The organism is Streptomyces rubellomurinus (assembly GCF_000961885.1).
GTDB lineage: Bacteria > Actinomycetota > Actinomycetes > Streptomycetales > Streptomycetaceae > Kitasatospora > Kitasatospora rubellomurina.
In genome coordinates this window covers 22,555-41,504 of the sequence record NZ_JZKH01000057.1, presented here as the reverse complement: position 1 = coordinate 41,504, position 18,950 = coordinate 22,555, and the positions used below count along the sequence as shown (strand labels likewise).

The window sequence follows — 18,950 nt, the reverse complement described above, 5'->3', positions numbered from 1 at the left end:
CCGTGAGGAAGGGGCGACGAGCGACAGGACGGTGGACATGGACGCGAACGAGAACGCTCCCCGCGTGGTGGTCGGCGTGGACGGCTCGCCGTCCTCGCACGCCGCGCTGCGCTGGGCGATCCGGCACGCCGCGCTGCTCGGCGGGGTGGTGGACGCGGTCGGCGCCTGGGAGCCGCCGAGCCACTTCGGCTGGTCGGCCCCCGTGGTCGACCCCACCTTCGACCGGGAGCTGGCCGACCGGCGGTTCGCCGACCAGCTGGACACCGTGATCGGCCCGGACCAGCCCGTCCCGGTCCGCCGGGCGATGGTGCTGGGCGACCCCACCGACGTCCTCCTGGAGGCGGCGCAGGGCGCCGAGGTCCTGGTGGTCGGCAGCCACGGCCACGGCGGCTTCACCCGGGCGCTGCTCGGCTCGGTGAGCACGCGCGTCGCGCAGCACGCCGACTGCCCGGTCGTCATCGTCCGCGCGCAGTGACCGCCCGGCGGGCCGCCGAGCACGATCGAGAGGAGCCCGCCGTGGCCGCACGGATCGCCTACCGCCGGATCTACGAGGAGTCCTCGCCGCGGGACGGGCAGCGGGTGCTGGTCGACCGCGTCTGGCCGCGCGGGATGACGAAGGCGGACGCCCACCTCGACGAGTGGCTGCGCGACGTCGCCCCGTCGACCGAGCTGCGCCGCTGGTACGGCCACGACCCGGCGCGCTTCGCCGAGTTCCGCCGCCGCTACCTCGCCGAGCTGCGGGACGCCGGGCACCGCGAGGCCGCCGGGCACCTGCGCGACCTCGCCGCCCACGACACGCTCACCCTGCTGACCGCCACCAAGGACGTGGAGCACAGCCAGGCCGCCGTGCTCGCCGACTGGCTGACTGGCTGACTGGCTGACTGGCTGACGGCGCAGGAGCGGTGACCGGCGGGCGCCTCAGCCGAAGCCGAACGGGCGCGGCGCCGTGACGTCGAGGGTGTCCCGAAGCATCGCCAGCGCCGCGCCGAGCGGGCTGGACCGGCCGCCGCTGACGGTGATGTCCCCGGCGTCGGGGCAGCCGTAGACGACCGCCTTCTCCGGCCCGGTGAGCCCGTGCAGCGGGTCGCCGGGGGCCGTCCGCTCCAGCCGGACCTCGACCACGGCCGGGCGGTCCGCGGCGGCGCTCGCCACCGCCCGCAGCCGCAGCCCGTCCGCGGCGGCTGCCGCCGCCTCCCGGCCGGCCCGCTCGTCCACCGGCTGGGTGTCGACGCGCACGGTCGACGGGTCCCAGCCCCACACGAGGGCGGCGAGCAGCCGGACCTTGGTGGCCGCGTCGGCCCCGGAGAGGTCGGCCGAGGGGTCGGCCTCGGCGATGCCGCGGCGCTGCGCCTCGCGGACCGCCTCGGCCAGGCCGTCGCCGGCCGCCAGGCGGTCGAGGACGAAGGTGGCCGTCCCGTTGGGGCAGGCCCGGATCGTCCGGCAGCCGAGGCCGCGCACCCCCGTGCGGGCCAGGTCCGCCGCCGGGAGGGCGGCGCCGGTGGCCCCGGAGATCCGGATCAGGCTGCCGCCGGCCCGCGCGGCCTCGCCGAGCTCGCGCCAGTGGCTGAGCAGGTGGCTCTTGGTCGCGGTGACCACGTGGACCCCGCGGCGCAGCGCCAGCGCGGCCTCCTCGGCGGCCTGCTGCCGGGCCTGCGGCGAGGAGGGCAGGGCCTGGACGAGCACCCGGGCGCCGGTCCGTTCGAGGGTCTGCTCCAGCGGCGCGAGCGGGCTCCACGCCTCCCGCGCCGGGACGGGCTCGCCGTCCGGCGGCAGGACCTGCGCGGTTCCGACCCGTACGGCCGCGAGCCTCGGCCGGACGCCGTGCTCCCGGGCGATCTCCTCGCCCCGGGCGAGCAGCCGCTCGGCGTAGGCGCGGCCGACCGGCCCGTAGCCCGACAGCACGACGGCCGGGTCCTCGACCGGTCCCGGCGGTGTGCTGGTCCTACCGTGTGACGAAGGCATCCCGGCAGGATACCCCCGGGGGCCATCGGCCCCGAGCGGGCCGAAGCCCCGGGACCGGGCCGGGGATTGCCGACGATTGCCGACGCGGATCCGGGGCAGCCGCTCCGTACGTCCCGGTTCCGGAACGACCGCCGGGGCGGCCAACGCCACCGTGGTACCCGGCTCCGGCCCCGGGACCACGGTGGGCCTGCGGCCGGGCCGGATTGGCCGGCACCGAGGCGGGTAGCCGCGCGGTACCGGCGGGGCACCGGGCGCCCGCCCCGGACCCAGCGGAGGCCGTGATGACCGTCAGACGAAGGTCGTGGGCCGTGGCGATGCGCGGGCGGACGACCGACCGCCGCCACCCCCCGCACGAGGAACCCGACCGCTCGCCGCTGGACGGCAGCGGTTCGCCGCACCCCCGGCCGTCGATCGCCGACGCGCCGGCCGCCGGCCGGGACGACGAGGACCGGCCGGAGCCCCCGGCGGCGGACACCGCCGCACCGTGAGGGGGCTGAGCCATGTCAGCACGCAGAACCATCACCGTCCTCGGCGCGACCGGCCGTCAGGGCGGCTCCGTCGCGGCCGCCGCCCTCGCCGAACCGGACGGCGCCTTCGCCGTCCGGGCCGCCACCCGGCACCCCGAGTCGGCCGCCGCCCGGGCCCTCCAACGCGAGGGCGCCGAGGTGGTCCGGGCCGACCTCGACGACCCGCCGAGCCTGGAGCGGGCCTTCGACGGCGCGTACGGGGCGTACCTGGTGACCAACTTCTGGGAGCACATGTCCGCCGACCGGGAGCAGGCCCAGGCGAAGGCCCTCGCCCTCGCCGCCGAGCACGCCGGCCTCCAGCACGCGGTGTGGTCGACGCTGGAGGACACCCGGGACTGCATCCCGCTCGACGACGACCGGATGCCCACGCTCCAGGGCCGCTTCAAGGTGCCGCACTTCGACGGCAAGGCCGAGGCGGACCACTACTTCACCGACGCCGGGGTGCCGACCACCTTCCTGCGGCTGACGTTCTACTGGGAGAACCTGCTCGGCCCGTTCCACCCCCAGCGCGGCGAGGACGGTGCCCTGCGACTGGTCCTCCCGATGGGCACCAGCCGGCTCGCGGGCATCGCCGTCCAGGACGTCGGGCGCACCGCCCTGGCGATCCTGCGGCGGGGCACCGACCTGATCGGCGCCACCGTGAGCATCGCCGGCGAGGCCCTGACGCTCACCGAGATGGCGGCGGCCATGACGACCGCCCTCGGCGAGCCGGTGACGTACCGGCCGCTGACCCCGGACGCGTTCCGGGCGCAGGACTTCCCGGGGGCGCAGGAGGCGGGGAACATGTTCCAGTACTACGCCGACTGCGAGCGCCGCTTCCTCGCCCCGCGCGACCCGGCCTCCGTCCGGCTGCTCGACCCGCAGCTCCAGGACTTCGGCGACTGGCTGACGGCCCACCGCGCGGAACTGCGCGCGGCGCTGGCCGACTGACCTCCGTGCTGGTCACCGACGGTACGGGCGTCGGCACGGGCGGCGGCGGAGGGATGTCACGAAATACGCGAAAACGGATTCGTGCGCAGCTGAATGGATCGGCCCTGGTCGGGCACACGCCGTGTCCGAACGTCCGTACCTCGAAGAAAGGGCCGATTCCCGTGCTGATCCTCGTCCTCGTCCTGCTCCTGGCCCTGATCCTGGGCGGCGCCGGCTTCGCCATCCACATCCTGTGGTGGATCGCCCTGGCCGTCCTCGTCATCTGGGTCCTCGGATTCGTCTTCACCGCGGGAAGCGGCGGCAGCCGCGGCCGGTGGTACCGATGGTGACCATCCGCACCGCCTCCGAGCGGGGCCGGCCCTGACCGGCTCCGGAGTACGGGACCGGAGCGGCCCGAGGGCCGCTCCGGTCCCGTTTTCCGGTCCCGTTCGACCGTCCGCTCAGCTGCTGAGCAGCCGGTCGAAGAAGGCGCGGTACTGCTTCAGCGCCATGCGGAGTTCCTCCGTGTCCGTCTCCCCGTCACGGTTCCAGCGGCTCTCCAGGCCCTGTTTGCGGCCCGCGAAGTACTCGGCCAGGCGCCGCATCAGATCGGCGACCAGCTCGTCCGCGTCGCGCACCGCCTCGCGGGGGTCGTCGACGAAGCGGGTCTGGATCTCCTGCCACCGGGTGCGCAGTTCGTCCGCCTCGTCCGGCGGCAGGAGGGGGTCGTGTCCCTCCCGGTCGCCGTCGGCCCGCGGCTCGCCCTCGACGGCCCGGCCGGTCGTTCCTCCGGCCGCTTCCGCTCCGCCGTCCGGTTCCTCCCGGTCCTCCGCGTACTCCGGACGCTCCGGATCGTCCGTCCGCGGCTCCTGCGCCGCGGTGGTGGCCTCGCCGGGGTAGACGGGCCGTTCCCGCGTCACCGGTTCCTCGTCGGCCCGCACACCCGCGAGGATGTCCTCGGTCGACGTCCGTCGCTCGTCGTCGTGGTTCATCGGTGTCATCTCGGTCGCTCCGTTCCGCCTCGTTCCGTCCCGCCCCTCCCCGGTTCGCCCGGGCCGCCCGTCCCGCCCGTCCCGCCCGGACCGCCGTCGAGGAGCTCGTCGAACAGCGCGTGGTAGTGCACCATCGCGCCGCGCAGTTCCTCGGTGGTGGCCTCGCCGCGGTCGGCCCGGCTGTTGACGGCGTGCGCGGCCCGGTAGTGCTCCAGGGTGCGGCCGTGCTCGACCGACAGGTCGCGCAGCCGCTGTTCGTAGTCCTCCGTCGGGTAGCCGCGGTCCCGCATGAGCGTGGTGACCAGGCGGTCGGCGTCCTGCACCGCTTCACCGGGCCGGTCCACGAACTCCTGTTGCACATGGGTCCAGTCCCGGCCGTAGCGCTGCCTCGCCTCGACCGTCAACGGTCGGATGTCCAGCTCACGGTGGCGCAGTTCGCGCTCCCGCAGCTCGCGTTCGGCCGCCAGCCTGCTGTCCGACCGGTCCACGGTCCGCTCGTACTCGGGGCCGAAGCGTTCCCGCAGCCGGCGGCGGCGGTTGACGAACCACAGCACCGCCGCGACGAGGACCACCACGACGGCGATCGGCACGATGATCGCGACCAGTTCTCCTGTCGACATCGGGCCCTCCTTGTTTCCTAGGTCCCGCGCCACTGCCCGGAGTCGACCAATCGAAACGCCCGTGTCGGGAGGAATCGGGCGCACCCCGCCACCGGGTGATTGCCGCACCCGCAACCGGGCAGCCGCCCGGCGGACAGCTTTCCTCACGAGGAGGGAACCCGGAGGAGGGAGCCCGCTCGTGTCCAGACGCGCCATCCCGACGAGCGCGGGCAGCGCCCTCGGGCCCGCCCTGCGCATCACCGTGCTGGCGACCGCGACGGACGTCGTGTGCCGCCTGGAAGGTGAGGTCGACAACCGCCAGCGGGCGAGGCTGGAGAACGCCCTCGCACGCGCCGCACGGAACCGTCCGTCCCAACTGGTCCTCGACATGGCCGGGGTCGGCTTCTGCGACTCCGCCGGACTCGACGCCCTCGTCACCGCCCACCAGGGCGCCGCACTGGCCGGCACCCGGCTGGTCCTGGTCGCCCTCCCGCCCCAGGTCGGCCGGCTCCTGGAGATCACCGGCACCGACCGGCTGTTCACCGTCCGTGACAGCGTCCGCGCGGCCCTCCACGACGGCCGCGCGGACGCTGTCACGGCCGCGGGTGATCCCCGCCCCGGACGGCCCACCCCGGATGTGGGGGCGGCGGCGGTGCCCGAGCCTCGACGCATGGGATCGATCGTCGTGCTCTTCGAGCTGGAGCCGGAACGGGAGCTCGGCCCGGAAGGGGTCGGGCCCGCGGTGCTCGCGGTGCACGCCGCCGGTGCCGATCCGGACGTGCCCGAGGACCCGCAGCCGTACACGCTCTGCGGGCTGGAGAGCGCTCCGATGGAGCACTCGCACTACCGGCCCACCCGGCCGGGCGAGCCGTGGTACCCGCCCCCGCTGGCCGACCGGCGCTGCCACGAGTGCGAGCACGCCCTGCGCGCCCGCTGACCGCCGCGGTCCGGTGCGTGAGGATCCTCCTGATCCGGGCAGACGCCCTGGTGGGACGCCCGCGGCGGCGCGGGCGTCCCACCCGCCCGATCTGTCAGGAGCGACCGAGATGACCACCACACCCGCCTCCGGCCCCGCCCCCTCGCGCGCCCTCGCGCAGCCCTGCCCGGTCTGCGGACACCCGCGCTGCTGGATCCTCGGCGCGGCCGTCGCCCTGGACGGCCCGCGGGCCGGCGCCTGGCAGCCCGAGCCCTGCCCCGACCCGCACTGCCCCGGCGCGCGGGCCCTCGGCGCGGCCGAGTGACCGCGGCCGAGTGACCGCTGCCGGGAGGCCCTGACGACAGGAGGAGGACGGACCCGTGAAATTCCCCGACCGGATCACCGCCGGACGCCAACTCGCCGAGGCGGTGGCCCCGTTCATCGACGGCCGGAGCGACGGCGGGGTCGTCGTCCTCGGCTTGGCCCCCGGCGGGCTGCTCGTCGCCGCCGCGCTCGCCGAGGAGTTGGGCGCCCCGCTGGACGCCACGGTGGTACGGCCGTTGAACGTGCGCGGGCACGACCAGCCGGTCGGCGCGGTCGCCGACGGCGACCCGCCGCTGTTCGACCGCGACTGCCTCAAGAACCTCGATGTCACCCCGCTGGAGCTCGGCGAGAGCCTCAAGCGCGAACGCGCCGAGGTGCACCGGCGCGAGGCGCTGTACCGCGAGGGCCGGGCGCCGCTGCGGGTGCGGGGCCGCACCGCCGTCCTGGTCTCGGACGGCCTGACCGACGCCCTCACCGCCCGCACCGCCGTCCGCGCCCTGCGCGGCGACCGCCCGCATCGCCTGCTCCTCGCCGCGCCGGTGTGCGACGCGCGGATCGCGGACGAGCTGCGCCGGGACGTGGACGCCCTGGTCTGCCTGCACCTGCCGCTGTACGCGCACGCCGCCGGCCCCTGGTACGGCGAGTTCCACGACGTCACCGACCGCGAGGCCGCCCTGCTGCTGCGCCGCCACGGCTTCGGCCCGGCAACGGCCGTGCGCGGTAGGGTCGCTGCCGATGGACACACCAGCGCAGACCGCAGCCACTGAAGCCCCTGACCCGACGCCACGTGCCGGCGGCCGGATCGACGTCGACGCCGACACCGTGCGCGCCCTGCTGCGCGAACAGCACCCGGACCTCGCGGAGCTGACGCTGCGCCGGGTGGAGGGCGGCTGGGGCCACCGGATGTGGCGGCTCGGCGAGGAGCACGTGCTGCGGATGCCGCGGGACCAGGACACGCCCGTGAGCTTGCGCAAGGAGCTCCGGTGGCTGCCGGAGCTGGCGCCGCGGCTGCCGCTGCCCGTCCCGGAGCCGCGGCGGACCGGCGGGCCGGGGGCCGGCTACCCGTACCGGTGGGCGGTGCTCTCCTGGGTGCCCGGCGATCCTGCGGACCGTACGCCGATCGCCATCGAGCACGGGCCGCGCTCGGCCGAGGTGCTCGCCGACTTCCTCCTCGCCCTGCACCGGCCGGCCCCGGCCGACGCCCCGGGGGCCGGGGCGCGCGGCGGCCCGCTCGCCCCGGTCACCCCCGACTTCGAGCGGCGGCTGGCCGCGTTCGAGGAGCAGCTGCACGAACTGGCGCCGGGCATCCGCGCCGAGGAGCTCCGGGCGGTGTGGGAGGACGCGGTCGCCGCCCCGGTCTGGGCCGGCCCGCCGGTCTGGCTGCACGCCGATCTGCACCCGGCGAACGTCGTGGTGGTCGACGGGGCGCTCGGCGGGATCGTCGACTTCGACGCCCTCGGCGCCGGCGACCCGGCGGGCGACCTCGCGGCGGCCTGGCTGCTGCTGCCGGCCGGCGCCGACCGGCCGTGCCTCGAACGCTGGCTCGCCGCCCAGCCGGCCGACGAACGGGACGCGGCCGAGGCGACCGTCCGCCGCGCCCGGGGCTGGGCCGTGCTGCGCGCCCTGATGCTGCTCGGCATCGGGCGGGCGGGGCTGCACGGGCTGCCGGGCGGCAAGCCGACCTGGGGGCCCGCCGGGCGGGCGGCACTGCAGCGGGTGCTGGCCCACTTCCGGCGGGCCGGCGGCGCGGGGTAGGCCCGGCCGGCCCGGGCACCGCGACGGACCGTCAACTGCCCTCCCCATAAAGCTGGTTCAGGGCAGCTCGACGGCGTACAGGCACGGGTGCCGCAGCTGCGCGTCGGGCGTCGCGAGGACGGTGGCGACCTCCCCCGAGATCTCCACCCGGAACTCGCCGTCCGTGCTCTCCCACACCAACGTGCCGCCCGGGCCGAGCGCGTCGGTGGCGTGGACCACGACGACCGTCGGCGGGCCGTGGCCGGCCACCTTCCCCGGCAGGGTCACCGCGTAGCGGCGTTCGAGGCTGCTCATCTCCTGGCCTCCTGCTTCATCACCCCGCCCGGTACCACCGATTCTCCTCCCCACCCCGGCAGTTGTACACGTACCGTCATCGACCCGGATTCGGTCACCAGCGGTCGCCCGGCGGTCACTCCGACCACCGCAGCACCGCGCCCAGGCCGCCCGGCGGGCCGTCCGCGGCCTCGGGCACCAGCAGCGCCTCGGCGCCGGTGGCCGCGGCGGCGCGCAGCAGCGCGTCGGCGGCGGGCGCCTGCTCGGGGTGGCCGACGCCCATGCCGCGGACCTCGGCCCGTTGGACGCCGATGTGCTCGGGCTGCGGCCCGGTCCAGACCGGGCGTTCCGGGTCGTGGCCGCCGGTCTGGAGGAGCAGGGTGGCCAGCTGGTGCTGCCGGGCGGCGGTGACCACGGCGGGGATGCCGAGGGCGGCCGCGCCGGGCGCGGTGTCGGTGCCGCTGCTGTCGGTGGTGTGTTCGCCGGGGCGGCCGAGGCCGGCGTGGAAGGCGTCCAGCGCCGCGTCCAGGTGCCGACGCCGGTGGGCGGTCCAGGCTTCGCCGATCCGCCGGCCGAAGGCCGCCCGGTCGACGCCGTCCGCCCGGCCGCCGCCGTCGACCTCGACGGTGCGCGCCCGCAGGTGCAGCGGCAGCCGCTCGTGGACGGCCCGGCGCTCGCGGGTGTCGCCGGTGAGGACGAGCAGGTCGGCGCCGCTGTCGGGCCAGGTCCGGCCGAGGTGGTCGGCGATGGCGGCGGCGGTGCGCTCCCAGGCGTCCTCGACGCGGTGCCGGTAGTGCCATTCGTGGCGGTCGGCGGGCGGGGCGCGGTGGCCGCGGCCCTGCCACGGCCGGCCTTCGACGCTGCCGAGCGGCGCGGCGCGTCCGAGGTCGTACCGTTCGAGGTCCGCGCCGGTGCGGTCGACGGCGGCGACCAGGCAGCGCGGCGCGGCGTCGTCGAGGAGGTCGAGCAGCGGGGCGGTGTGCGGCAGCGGGGCCCACGCGGCCGACGCGTCGGGCGGGCTCGCGACGAGCGGGACGTCGAGCGCGACCTCGCCGTCCGCGGCGAACAGCGCCCGGCCGGGCGGGGAGTCGGCGGCCGGTTCGGCGGCCAGCCGGTCGCGGACGGCGGCGCAGGTGCGTTCGTCCGTGCCGAGGGCGGCGAGCCGCTGGACGGCGGTGCGGTCGAGGAGCGCCCGGCGGCGGGCGGCGTCCTCGGTGGCGCGGGAGGTGTCGAGGTAGACGGAGGCCCAGGGGCCGGGACGGTCGAGCAGGGGGGTGAGGAGAGCGAGCTGCATGGCGGCCTCCCGTGGTCGGTGCTCGTCCGCGCGCCTACCCCGCCCCGGGCGCGGAACACCCCGGGCGGGCGTCAGGGCGCGGGCAGCCGCAGGTCGCACCAGACGACCTTGCCCGGGCCGCTCGGGCGCCAGCCCCAGCACAGGGCGAGGCGGTTCAGCAGGAACAGGCCGAGGCCGCCCTCCTGCTCCGCGCCCTGCGGCGGGCGCGGCAGCGGGGGGCGGGGGCTGGCGTCGCCGACCTCGATCCGCAGCAGGCCGGGGGCGCGGATGAGCAGCAGCCAGCGGGGCGCGCCGGTGTGGCGGACGGCGTTGCCGACGAGTTCGGAGACGAGCAGGACGGCGTCGGCGACCACCATCGAATCGGGCACGTCGGCGAGGAAGCCGAGGGTGCAGGAGCGCGCCTCGGCCACGCAGCCGGGCCGGGCGGTCAGCGGCAGTCGGCGGGCCCACGGCCATGCCGAGGAGCGCGGCGGTGCGTGCGGCCGCGCTCCGGTGGTCATCCGACCGCACCTCCTTCGGTCCCGTCCTCACCCGGCGGCTCGGGCCGGGTCCAGCCTCAGTGCCCGAACACGGGTCCAGCCTCAGTGCCCGAACAGGTGCAGGCCCCGGCGCCACCTCGGCGCGCGGCGGACGGCGGCCTCCCGTCCGCCCTGCTCGGCGGCCCGCTCCTCCGCCGTCGGCCGCGCGTCGCCCGGCGGCAGCGGCACGTCGTCCCGCAGGGGTTCGCGGGATCGCGCCGATGTCCGGGGCACCTCGTCCGACAGCGGCGCGCGACGCTCCACCGGCTCGGCCGCCCGGACCGGGACGCCGCGGCGGCGCACCGCCCGCCGGGAGGCGCCGATCATCGCCAGGCCCAGGCAGAACACCAGGGCGAGGGCCACGCCGGCGAGGAAGATGCCGAGGCTGTCGAGCCTCACCAGGTCGTTGCCGAGCACCGTCACCTGGTACTCGGGCCCGCCGGAGAGGTTGTCGGCGATCAGCAGCCCGATGAAGGCGCCGGACGATGCCAGCAGCAGGAGTCCTAGCAGCACCATGGGAAGTCCCCTTCCGTCCCGGTTCCGTCCCCCTCCACCTCGCGGGCGCCTACCCGGGCGGCCCCCGTCGTAACGCGCTGCGGCGGACCGGTGCCCGTTCGACCCGGACGGCGATCAGGCAGGCGTCGTCCTCGGTGTCGGCGGGGCTGAGGTCGAGCAGCCGGTCCAGGTAGCGTTCGAGGTCCGGTCCGGGCGGGCCGGCGGTCCGGATCAGCTGGTCGATGGACTCCTCGACGGGCCGGTCCCGCCGCTCCACCAGGCCGTCGGTGTAGAGCAGCAGGACGTCGCCGGTGGTCAGCCGCGCGGCGTGTTCCTCGTACTCGGTGTCGTCCAGCGCGCCGAGCAGGACGCCGTGCGGCAGCGGCAGCACGTGGGCGCCGTCGGCGCCGAGCCGGATCGGGGGCAGGTGGCCGGCCCGGGCCCAGCGCAGCTCGCCGGTGGCCGGATCGAACAGCGCGCACACGGCGGTGGCGGTGACCTGACCGGGTTCGCGCACGGCGACGGTGTTGACCCAGGCCAGCAGTCGGCCGGGCCCGGCGCCGGTGACGGCCAGGCCGCGCAGGGCGTGGCGCAGCGCGACCATGCCGGTGGCCGCGCCGACGCCGTGCCCGGCGACGTCGCCGACGGCAAGCAGGACGCGGTGGTCGGGCAGGACCAGGACGTCGTACCAGTCGCCGCCGACCCGGTCGCGCTGGGCGGCCGGGCGGTAGCGCACGGCGGCGCACAGGCCGGTGGCGTCGAGCGGGGGCGGGGCGGCGGGCAGGATGGCCTGCTGGAGGCGCAGGGCCAGCTGGCCGCGTTCGGCGGACTCCTGCTCGCTGTCGGCGAGTCGTTCCCGGGTGGCGCCGAGGGCGACCTCCGTCCAGTGCTGCGCGGACACGTCGTGGTAGGCGCCGCGGATGGCGAGCAGTCCGCCCTCGTCGTCGAGGACGGGCTCGGCGATGACCCGGGTGTAGTGGTAGCTGCCGCCCGGCCGGGCGAGCCGGAAGACGGCGGAGGCGGCGCGGTGGCGGTGCCGGACGGTGTCGACGAGGCGGCGGACGGCGGGTTCGTCGTCGGGGTGGGCGTGCCGGGCGAGGTGGGAGAGCGGGACGGCCGGGGCGCCCGGGGGCAGGCCGAAGAGGTCCCGCAGGCCGTCGCTCCAGCGGATCCGGCCGTGTTCGGGGTGTTCCTCGAATCCGGCGACGCGGGCCAGCCGTTGGGCCAGCCGCAGCAGCGCCGCCTCGTCGTCGCCGGGCGCGGCGCGGTCCGTCTCCAGCCGCCATTCGACCAGCAGCAGGCCGCCGAGCGGGGCGATCGCCAGCCGGGCGGTGGCGGGCGTCGCCGACCGGCTGTGTTTCAGGACGAGTGGGACGGTCTCGTCGGGCAGCGGGGTGCCGGTGCGGTGGGCCCGGAGCAGCTGTTCGAAGAGGCCGCCGGCGGCGGCGACCGGGTAGGCGGCGAGGAGCGAGGTGCCTTCGAGCGCGTCGCGGGTGCGGCCCAGCGGGTCGCGGAAGCGGGTGTTGGCCCGGCGGATGGTGAAGTCGGCGACCGTGTCGCCGTGGAGGACGGGTTCCAGCAGCAGGGCGGGGGTGAGCAGCCCGTCGACGACGTCGGTGACGTCCTCGGGCGGCGAGGTGTTCCCGGTCGGGGCGAGCAGGGTGGCGCACAGGTCGGCGAGGGCGCGGAGCCGGCGGCGGTCGGGCGGGGCGAGGTCGGGTGCGGCGCCCGGCCACAGCAGTTCCAGCGCGCCGCGGCACCGGCCGCCGTCGAGCAGCGGCAGGACGGCGCGGGCGGTGCCGCTGTCGGGGCCGGATCCCGTGCCGGTGCCGATGCCGAGGCCGATCGAGGGCCCGGCGCCCGCCGGGTCGCCGGGCCACAGCTCGGCCGAGTCGCCGCCGACGACGCGCCGGGCGGGCGTCGCGACGCCGGGCGGGACGCGGCTCCAGGCGGCGGCCTCGGCGGCGGGCAGTCCGGCGTGCGCGGCGAGGGCGAGGGCGCCGCCCGGCAGGCGCCGCCAGACGGCGACGGCGTGTACGCCGAGCGCGGCCCCGACCTGTTCCAGGACGGCTTCGGCGGCCTGCTGCAGGTCGGGTTCGACGGCGGCGGCCGCCGGTTCGGCGGCCGCGGGAGTGACGGGCGGCGGGGGCGCGGCGGCGGCCGGGTCGGGTTCCTCGCCGGGCCGGCGGGCGAGGTCGGCGGCGAGGGTGGCGACCGGGACGCCGGCCTCGCGGGCGAGCCGGGCGAGCTGGGCGGCGGCTTCGACGGGGAGGACGCCGAGCCGTTCGGCGAGGATGCCGGTGGCCAGGTCGACGAGGCTGCGGGTGCGGGCCTCGGCGCGGGCCCGGGCGGCGGCGGCCTGGAGTCGGCGGACGGTGAGGGCGAGGGCCCGGGCGGTGGGGTCGGCCTTGTGCCCCCGTTCCTCCACCGGCCCGCTACCCGGGCGGGGTCCCGGGCGGGGTTCGGGGTCTCGCCCGGGGTCGGCTTCGGGACGGGGTCCGCCGCTCACGGCGAGTCCAGCCGGTGGCGGATCCGGTCGAGCAGCCGTGTGGTGTCGACGGGCTTGGCGACGTGGTCGTCGGCACCCGCCGCGAGGCTCTTGTCCCGGTCCCCGGGCATCGCCTTGGCGGTGACGGCGATGACGGGCAGGTGCGCGAAGCGCCGGTCGGCGCGGATGGCCCGGATGGCGGCGTAGCCGTCGACGCCGGGCATCATGACGTCCATCAGGACGAGGTCGGTCTCGGGGTGGGCGCGCAGCAGGTCGAGTCCGCTGCGGCCGTCGCCGGCGCGCAGGACGGTCAGGCCGCTCTGTTCGAGTGCGGCGGCGAGCGCGAGGACGTTGCGGTCGTCGTCGTCGACGATCAGGACGGTCCGTCCGGCGAGGGATCCGGCGAGGGTTCCGGCGGGCCGGTGGCGCGCGGGCCGGGCGGCGGGTGCGGCCGTCCGCCGACCGGCGAGCAGCTGGACGACGCGCTCCCGCAGGTCGTCCAGCCCCCGGACGAGGTCCACGCCGGGCGGTGCGTCCGGCGTGCCGTCCGCCCGGTAGCCGAGCACGGGGGTGCCGTCCGGGCGGGCGTCGAGCAGGACGGGCGCGAGCGCTCCGGCCCGGGCGAGGTCGAGCACGACGACGCGCCGGGGCCCGGCGGCGGCGAGCGCGGCGCGCAGCCCGGCCTCGTCCGCCACGCTCTCGACCGGCACCGACGTCGGCACCGGCAGCGCGTCGCCGGCACCCGGCGGGTCGGCGGCGCCCGGCGGCTCGGCCGCGCCCACCGACGCGCCCACCGACGCGGCGGCCGCCCGCGCGAGCAGGGTGAGCAGCCCGGGCGGGTCGGGTTCGACGACCAGGATCCCCGGCTCGGTCCGCGGCTGCCCGTCCTCCGGCGCCGGGTCGTCGGCCGCCTCCGGGCCGGTCTCGGTGACCGGCAGGTAGAGCGTGAAGCGGCTGCCCTGCGCCGCCGTGGAGACGACGGTGATGGTGCCGCCGAGCAGCCGGGCGAGCTCCCGGCTGATGGACAGCCCGAGGCCGGTGCCCCCGTAGCGGCGGCCGGTGGAGCCGTCGGCCTGCTGGAAGGCGCCGAAGATGGCGTCCAGGTGGGCGGGGTCGATGCCGATGCCGGTGTCCTCGACGTGGAACGCCACCGCGGCCTCGGCCCGGCCGAGTTCGGCGGGCAGCCCGGGCGCCCCGACGCGTTCGATCCGCAGCTCGACCCGGCCGGTGTCGGTGAACTTGACGGCGTTGGAGAGCAGGTTGCGCAGCACCTGCCGCAGCCGGGCCTGGTCGGTGACGAGCCGGTCCGGGACGCCGGGCCCGACGATGGCTCCGAAGGCGAGGCCCTTCTGGTCGGCGAGCGGCTGGAAGGTGGACTCGACGTATTCCAGCAACTCCCGTACGGCGAAGGGCTCTGGCGTCAGCTCCATCTTCCCGGCCTCGACCTTGGAGAGGTCGAGGATGTCGTTGATGAGCTGGAGCAGGTCGGTGCCGGCGGAGTGGATGACGCCCGCGTACTCGACCTGTTTGGGGGTGAGGTTGCCGGTGGCGTTCTGGCTGAGCAGCTGGGCGAGGATGAGCAGGCTGTTGAGCGGGGTGCGCAGCTCGTGGCTCATGTTGGCCAGGAATTCCGACTTGTACCGGGAGGTGAGGCTCAACTGCCGTGCGCGCTCCTCCAGTTCCTGACGGGCCTGTTCGATCTCCAGGTTCTTGGCCACGATGTCGCGGTTGCGCTCGGCGAGCAGTCCGGCCTTCTCCTCCAGCTCGGCGTTGGAGCGCTGGAGTTCCTCCTGGCCCGCCTGCAACTGCTCGGACCGGGCCTGGAGTTCGGCGGTGAGCCGTTGGGATTCGCCGAGCAGTTCGTCGGTGCGGGCGTTGGCGAGCAGGTTGCCGATGTTGACGCCGCAGGTCTCGGCGAACTGTTCCAGGAAGTCGCGGTGGACCTGGGTGAAGGCGTGGACGGAGGCGAACTCCAGCACGCCGAGCAGCCATTCCTCCAGCGCGATCGGCAGGATGACCAGCGAGCGGGCGTCGGCGGCCCCGACTCCGGAGGCCACGGTCGCGTAGCCGGGCGGCAGTTCGTCGACCACGATGGGCCGCCTGGTCCGGGCGGCCTGGCCGACCAGCGACTCCCCCAGCCGCACCCGCTGCTCCCGCAGCCCTTCGGCGGGCCGGCCGTAGACGCTGATCGGGACGAGCTCGGCGCCGCGGGTGGTCTCCTCGGCGAGGAAGAAGGCGCCGTACTGGGCCCCGACCAGTGGGGTGAGCTCGTCGGTGATCAGCTCGGCGACGGCCTGGATGTCCCGGCGGGCCTGGACCTCGGCGGAGAAGCGGGCGAGGTTGGTCTTCAGCCAGTCCTGCTCCTGGTTGGCGAGGATAGTGTCGCGCAGCGATCCGACCATCGCGTTGATGTTGTCCTTGAGGTCGGCGACCTCTCCGGAGGCGTCCACGCTGATCGAGCGGGTGAGGTCCCCGGCCGCGACGGCGCTGGTCACCTCGGCGATCGCCCGGACCTGCCGGGTGAGGTTCCCGGCGAGTTCGTTGACGTTCTCGGTGAGGCGCTTCCAGGTGCCGGAGACGCCCTCGACCCGGGCCTGGCCGCCGAGCCGCCCCTCGGTGCCGACCTCCCGGGCGACCCGGGTCACCTCGTCGGCGAAGGACGACAGCTGGTCGACCATGGTGTTGACGGTGGTCTTCAGCTCCAGGATCTCGCCGCGCGCGTCCACGTCGATCTTGCGGGTGAGGTCGCCCTCGGCGACGGCCGTGGTGACCTGGGCGATGTTGCGCACCTGGCTGGTGAGGTTGTGCGCCATGAAGTTGACGTTCTCGGTGAGGTCCTTCCAGGTGCCGGCGACGTTGGGCACCCGGGCCTGGCCGCCGAGGATGCCCTCGGTGCCGACCTCGCGCGCCACCCGGGTGACCTCGTCGGCGAAGGACGACAGCTGGTCGACCATGGTGTTCAGGGTGGTCTTCAGCTCCAGGATCTCGCCGCGCGCGTCCACGTCGATCTTGCGGGTCAGGTTGCCCTCGGCGACGGCCGTGGCCACCTGCGCGATGTTGCGCACCTGCCCGGTGAGGTTCCCGGCCATCGCGTTGACGGCCTCGGTCAGGTCCAGCCACGTCCCGGTCGCGTCCGGCACCAGCGCCTGCCCGCCCAGGCGCCCCTCGGTGCCGACCTCCCGCGCCACCCGGGTCACCTCGGAGGTGACCCGCGCGAGCTGGTCGGACATCCCGTTGAAGACCGTGGCGATCTCCCCGAGCACGCCCGGCCGGCCCGGGTCCAGCCGGGTGCGGAAGTCGCCGTCGCGGACGGCCGTGAGCCCGGCGAGCAGCGGGCGCAGCGCCTGCTCGGCCTGCCCCTCGGCAGGGTGCTCGTCCATCGGTGCCACCGTCCGGATCGCCGTACGGCCGGGGCCCGGTCCGCCGGAACGCCCGGCCCGGGGCAGCGGACCGCCGCCCCTGTTCCCACTGTGCCACCGCGGGCCGCGGGGCGACACCCGCGATCGGCCGGGGCGGGACGACGCTCAGGCGGGCAGGGTGTCCCGGATCCGGAAGGCGTCCGTCGCGCCGGTGAGTTCCAGCATCCGCAGCACCAGCGGCCGGGGGCGGGCCAGTTCGATCCGGCTGCCGTCCGCCTCGGCCCGGGCCTGGCCGCGCAGCAGCGCGTTGAGCCCGGTGGAGTCGCAGAACTCCAGCCCGGCGCAGTCGACCACGACGACGGTGGCGGGCTCGCCGAGGGCCGCCGCGAGGACGCCGTCCAGCTCGGCGGCCGAGTCGAGGTCGAGCTCGCCGTACAGGGAGACGACGGTGCCCTCGGCCCAGGGCGACACCTCGACGCTGAATCCGCCGGGCACGTCGGCGTGGTCGAAGGTCCGGTGCGGGGACTTCGGTGAGCGCCGTGACATCGTCCCGACTCCTCTCGCCAAGGGAGGGCCAGCCGGGTGGGAGGACTCCCACCGGCGAACGGCCCCACCAGGGCGGCTGTCCACTGGGGCGGTCCGGAAACGCCCCGCGGCGGTGCGGGCCCGGGTTCGGGCGGTTTCGGGCTTCGGGGATTGCAGGCTCCGGCGGGTCAGGCCTCGGACGGGTCGGGCTTCGGCAGGCTCGGGCGTCCGCCGGCTCAGGCTTCGGACGGGTCGCCCCAGCCCGGGGCGTCCCGGTCCTCCAGCCGCTCGCGCAGCCCGCCCAGGGCGGCGGCCAGCAGCCGGGACACGTGCATCTGGGACACACCGATCCGTTCGGCGATCTGCGACTGCGTGCAGCCGTCCCAGAACCGGAGCTTGAGCACCGTCTGCTCGCGGCGGGGCAGCTCGGCGAGCAGCGGTCGGACGGCGGTGCGGAAGTCGGCGAGTTCGAGGGCGGGGTCGCAGGCGCCGAGCCGGTCGAGCCGGGCGCTGCCGGCCTCCTCGCCGTCGTGCTCGCGCAGCGCGTCCAGGGAGCTCGGGCGGTAGACCTGCCCGGCCAGCAGCCCCTCGGTGGCCTGCTCGACACTCAGGTGCAGGTCCTCGGCGATCTCCTCCGGGCGCGGCAGTCGGCCCAGCTCCTGCTCCAGCCGGTCGGAGCCGCGGGCCACCGTCAGGTAGAGCTCCTGCACGCTGCGCGGCACCCGCACCGGCCAGGAGGTGTCGCGGAAGAACCGTTTGATCTCGCCGGCGATGGTGGGGATCGCGTAGGTGACGAACTCGACGCCGCGGCCCAGGTCGTAGCCGTCGACGGCCTTGATCAGGCCGATCGTGCCGACCTGCAGGATGTCCTCCAGGTCCTCGGCACGGTGCCGGAAGCGGGCCGCGATGAACCGCACCAGCGGCATGTTGAGCTCGATGACGGTGCCGCGCACGTAGCTGTACGCGCGACTCTCCCGGGGCAGGTCGGCCAGCCGCCGGAACAACGCGTCGCTGAGCTCCCGGGCCTCGGCCTTGCCCATCCCCCGCAGCTGCGCCTCGCTCGGGCGCGGGGGCACGCCGGGCGGGACGCCGGGCGGCGGGCTCTGCGCCGGTCCGGAGCGGGGCGGGGCTTCGAGGTCGGGGGTCATGGTCGTGCTTCCGGGGAACGCGGCGGAGGGCCGGTCACGGACGACCGCCGCAAGGGTGTTCTACCCGGCCTGCGGTGACCGACGCCCGAATCCTCCCGATCAGCCGGGTTCCTGATGAACCGCACGATTCGCCCCGCCTCCGGACGGGTACACGCGTTCGCGCATCAGCCTCGGCGAGCGAGGAGGGCGAGGTCATGTCCGTTCCGACGTCCCACCCCCACCCCCGTCCCGGACCACGGCCGGGCGAGGAGCCCCACCCCGAGCCCCCGCCGATCCCGCCGTTCCCCCGGCCCGAGCCCTTCCCGGACCCGGATCCGGCGCCGCCGCCCCAACCGGAGCCCGGCCCGGCCTGACCGGCCCGACTTGAGCGGCCCGACTTGATCGGCCCGGCCTGCGGGGCTCAGCGCGGGAAGTGCCGGTCCAGCGGCGACGGCACCTCCAGCCAGACCTGCTTCCCGCCCCCTTCCGGCAGCGAGCCCCAGGCCCGGGCGAGCCGGTCGACCACCCGCAGGCCGTGGCCGCCCGGGATGGCCGGGTCGGCGTTCGATCGCAGCCGGGGCGGCACCGGGCTGGCGTCCGCGACCTCCACCCGCAGCCGGTCGCCGTCCCAGTGCAGCCGCAGTTCGCGCGGCCCGCCGGGGGCATGCAGGCACGCGTTGGTGACGAGCTCGGAGACCATCAGCAGGACGTCCTCCGAGACCGCCTGCTGCTCCTCGTCGACGGCGGGCAGCCAGTGCCAGGACAGCAGGGCCCGCCGGCTGAAGTCGCGGCAGAGCTGCACGGCACCCTCACTGCCCGCCAGCGCGAGCCGCCTGGTCTGCCCGCGGTCCGGCAGCGGCACGCTCGCGACGGGGTCCACTCCGCGC

21 protein-coding genes are annotated in these 18,950 nt (G+C 76.3%); 9 read left to right on the top strand and 12 right to left on the bottom strand.

Annotated features, from left to right (window positions below; translation table 11 throughout):
- The first annotated feature begins 37 nt into the window (after positions 1-37).
- Together VM95_RS24755 and VM95_RS24750 are read left to right on the top strand one after the other, a co-directional pair.
- Positions 38-475: a universal stress protein gene (locus VM95_RS24755; RefSeq protein ID WP_045700313.1), complete on the top strand. Its 438-nt coding sequence runs from the start codon at positions 38-40 to the stop codon at positions 473-475.
- A 41-nt stretch (positions 476-516) separates the two neighbouring features.
- A complete protein-coding gene (locus tag VM95_RS24750) occupies positions 517-873 on the top strand; it encodes a DUF488 domain-containing protein (protein ID WP_045700311.1) in 357 nt (118 codons plus the stop codon).
- A 45-nt stretch (positions 874-918) separates the two neighbouring features.
- Here the strand turns inward: VM95_RS24750 and VM95_RS24745 are convergent, their stop codons facing one another.
- A complete protein-coding gene (locus tag VM95_RS24745) occupies positions 919-1,962 on the bottom strand; it encodes a hypothetical protein (RefSeq protein WP_045700309.1) in 1,044 nt (347 codons plus the stop codon).
- A 281-nt stretch (positions 1,963-2,243) separates the two neighbouring features.
- On the opposite strand from VM95_RS24745, the gene VM95_RS24740 reads away from it, so the two are divergent.
- The 3 genes from VM95_RS24740 to VM95_RS24730 all read left to right on the top strand — a co-directional run bounded on the left by VM95_RS24740 (position 2,244) and on the right by VM95_RS24730 (position 3,748).
- Complete coding sequence (locus VM95_RS24740; protein WP_157882190.1) at positions 2,244-2,450, top strand: hypothetical protein; 207 nt, start codon at positions 2,244-2,246, stop codon at positions 2,448-2,450.
- 12 nt (positions 2,451-2,462) lie between these two features.
- A complete protein-coding gene (locus tag VM95_RS24735) occupies positions 2,463-3,419 on the top strand; it encodes an NmrA/HSCARG family protein (RefSeq protein WP_045700305.1) in 957 nt (318 codons plus the stop codon).
- Positions 3,420-3,580: 161 nt separating this feature from the next.
- Positions 3,581-3,748, top strand: a complete 168-nt coding sequence (locus VM95_RS24730; RefSeq protein WP_045700301.1) for a hypothetical protein — start codon at positions 3,581-3,583, stop codon at positions 3,746-3,748.
- A 111-nt stretch (positions 3,749-3,859) separates the two neighbouring features.
- Here VM95_RS24730 and VM95_RS43795 read toward each other — a convergent pair whose 3' ends face one another.
- Positions 3,860-4,399, bottom strand: coding sequence for a hypothetical protein (locus VM95_RS43795; protein ID WP_045700299.1), 540 nt, complete (start codon positions 4,397-4,399; stop codon positions 3,860-3,862).
- Positions 4,396-5,010, bottom strand: a complete 615-nt coding sequence (locus VM95_RS24720) for a hypothetical protein (RefSeq protein ID WP_045700297.1) — start codon at positions 5,008-5,010, stop codon at positions 4,396-4,398. Before VM95_RS24720 ends, VM95_RS43795 begins: the two co-directional genes overlap by 4 nt.
- 178 nt (positions 5,011-5,188) lie before the next feature.
- On the opposite strand from VM95_RS24720, the gene VM95_RS40620 reads away from it, so the two are divergent.
- From VM95_RS40620 to VM95_RS24695, 4 genes are all read left to right on the top strand, one after another.
- Positions 5,189-5,926, top strand: a complete 738-nt coding sequence (locus VM95_RS40620) for an STAS domain-containing protein (RefSeq protein ID WP_052707549.1) — start codon at positions 5,189-5,191, stop codon at positions 5,924-5,926.
- A gap of 109 nt (positions 5,927-6,035) precedes the next feature.
- Positions 6,036-6,230: a hypothetical protein gene (locus tag VM95_RS24705; protein WP_045700295.1), complete on the top strand. Its 195-nt coding sequence runs from the start codon at positions 6,036-6,038 to the stop codon at positions 6,228-6,230.
- Between the two features lie 55 nt (positions 6,231-6,285).
- Complete coding sequence (locus tag VM95_RS24700; protein WP_052707548.1) at positions 6,286-6,996, top strand: phosphoribosyltransferase; 711 nt, start codon at positions 6,286-6,288, stop codon at positions 6,994-6,996.
- The gene (locus tag VM95_RS24695; protein WP_078860474.1) at positions 6,965-7,984 is read left to right on the top strand and encodes a phosphotransferase; all 1,020 of its coding nucleotides are present in this window, start codon (positions 6,965-6,967) and stop codon (positions 7,982-7,984) included. The genes VM95_RS24700 and VM95_RS24695 overlap by 32 nt, the downstream gene beginning before the upstream one ends.
- 57 nt (positions 7,985-8,041) lie before the next feature.
- On the opposite strand, the gene VM95_RS24690 is transcribed toward VM95_RS24695, so the two are convergent.
- The 9 genes from VM95_RS24690 to VM95_RS24650 form a co-directional block, all read right to left on the bottom strand.
- On the bottom strand, positions 8,042-8,278 hold the full coding sequence (locus VM95_RS24690; RefSeq protein WP_045700293.1) for a DUF6296 family protein: 237 nt from the start codon (positions 8,276-8,278) through the stop codon (positions 8,042-8,044).
- Between the two features lie 115 nt (positions 8,279-8,393).
- Complete coding sequence (locus VM95_RS24685) at positions 8,394-9,551, bottom strand: baeRF2 domain-containing protein (protein ID WP_045700291.1); 1,158 nt, start codon at positions 9,549-9,551, stop codon at positions 8,394-8,396.
- A gap of 71 nt (positions 9,552-9,622) precedes the next feature.
- Positions 9,623-10,051, bottom strand: a complete 429-nt coding sequence (locus VM95_RS24680; protein ID WP_052707547.1) for an ATP-binding protein — start codon at positions 10,049-10,051, stop codon at positions 9,623-9,625.
- A gap of 81 nt (positions 10,052-10,132) precedes the next feature.
- Positions 10,133-10,585, bottom strand: a complete 453-nt coding sequence (locus VM95_RS43790) for a hypothetical protein (RefSeq protein WP_063773556.1) — start codon at positions 10,583-10,585, stop codon at positions 10,133-10,135.
- A gap of 49 nt (positions 10,586-10,634) precedes the next feature.
- Complete coding sequence (locus VM95_RS24670; RefSeq protein ID WP_045700288.1) at positions 10,635-12,992, bottom strand: PP2C family protein-serine/threonine phosphatase; 2,358 nt, start codon at positions 12,990-12,992, stop codon at positions 10,635-10,637.
- 77 nt (positions 12,993-13,069) lie between these two features.
- On the bottom strand, positions 13,070-16,432 hold the full coding sequence (locus VM95_RS24665) for a hybrid sensor histidine kinase/response regulator (protein ID WP_078860472.1): 3,363 nt from the start codon (positions 16,430-16,432) through the stop codon (positions 13,070-13,072).
- A gap of 144 nt (positions 16,433-16,576) precedes the next feature.
- A complete protein-coding gene (locus VM95_RS24660; protein WP_045700286.1) occupies positions 16,577-16,957 on the bottom strand; it encodes an STAS domain-containing protein in 381 nt (126 codons plus the stop codon).
- Positions 16,958-17,172: 215 nt separating this feature from the next.
- A complete protein-coding gene (locus tag VM95_RS24655; protein WP_052707546.1) occupies positions 17,173-18,084 on the bottom strand; it encodes a SigB/SigF/SigG family RNA polymerase sigma factor in 912 nt (303 codons plus the stop codon).
- Between the two features lie 400 nt (positions 18,085-18,484).
- Positions 18,485-18,943 (bottom strand): ATP-binding protein, encoded by a 459-nt coding sequence (locus tag VM95_RS24650; protein WP_244178932.1) that lies wholly within the window; start codon positions 18,941-18,943, stop codon positions 18,485-18,487.
- Positions 18,944-18,950: the final 7 nt, after the last annotated feature.

Excerpts from the sequence above, each read along its gene's own strand:
- VM95_RS24655 (WP_052707546.1), bottom strand. The coding sequence starts at position 18,084 with ATGACCCCCGACCTCGAAGCCCCGCCCCGCTCCGGACCGGCGCAGAGC.
- VM95_RS24720 (WP_045700297.1), bottom strand. The coding sequence starts at position 5,010 with ATGTCGACAGGAGAACTGGTCGCGATCATCGTGCCGATCGCCGTCGTG.
- VM95_RS24660 (WP_045700286.1), bottom strand. The coding sequence starts at position 16,957 with ATGTCACGGCGCTCACCGAAGTCCCCGCACCGGACCTTCGACCACGCC.
- VM95_RS24745 (WP_045700309.1), bottom strand. The coding sequence starts at position 1,962 with ATGCCTTCGTCACACGGTAGGACCAGCACACCGCCGGGACCGGTCGAG.
- VM95_RS24665 (WP_078860472.1), bottom strand. The coding sequence starts at position 16,432 with ATGGACGAGCACCCTGCCGAGGGGCAGGCCGAGCAGGCGCTGCGCCCG.
- VM95_RS24680 (WP_052707547.1), bottom strand. The coding sequence starts at position 10,051 with ATGACCACCGGAGCGCGGCCGCACGCACCGCCGCGCTCCTCGGCATGG.
- VM95_RS24695 (WP_078860474.1), top strand. The coding sequence starts at position 6,965 with ATGGACACACCAGCGCAGACCGCAGCCACTGAAGCCCCTGACCCGACG.
- VM95_RS24735 (WP_045700305.1), top strand. The coding sequence starts at position 2,463 with ATGTCAGCACGCAGAACCATCACCGTCCTCGGCGCGACCGGCCGTCAG.
- VM95_RS24705 (WP_045700295.1), top strand. The coding sequence starts at position 6,036 with ATGACCACCACACCCGCCTCCGGCCCCGCCCCCTCGCGCGCCCTCGCG.
- VM95_RS24755 (WP_045700313.1), top strand. The coding sequence starts at position 38 with ATGGACGCGAACGAGAACGCTCCCCGCGTGGTGGTCGGCGTGGACGGC.
- VM95_RS24685 (WP_045700291.1), bottom strand. The coding sequence starts at position 9,551 with ATGCAGCTCGCTCTCCTCACCCCCCTGCTCGACCGTCCCGGCCCCTGG.
- VM95_RS43795 (WP_045700299.1), bottom strand. The coding sequence starts at position 4,399 with ATGACACCGATGAACCACGACGACGAGCGACGGACGTCGACCGAGGAC.
- VM95_RS43790 (WP_063773556.1), bottom strand. The coding sequence starts at position 10,585 with ATGGTGCTGCTAGGACTCCTGCTGCTGGCATCGTCCGGCGCCTTCATC.
- VM95_RS24740 (WP_157882190.1), top strand. The coding sequence starts at position 2,244 with ATGACCGTCAGACGAAGGTCGTGGGCCGTGGCGATGCGCGGGCGGACG.
- VM95_RS24690 (WP_045700293.1), bottom strand. The coding sequence starts at position 8,278 with ATGAGCAGCCTCGAACGCCGCTACGCGGTGACCCTGCCGGGGAAGGTG.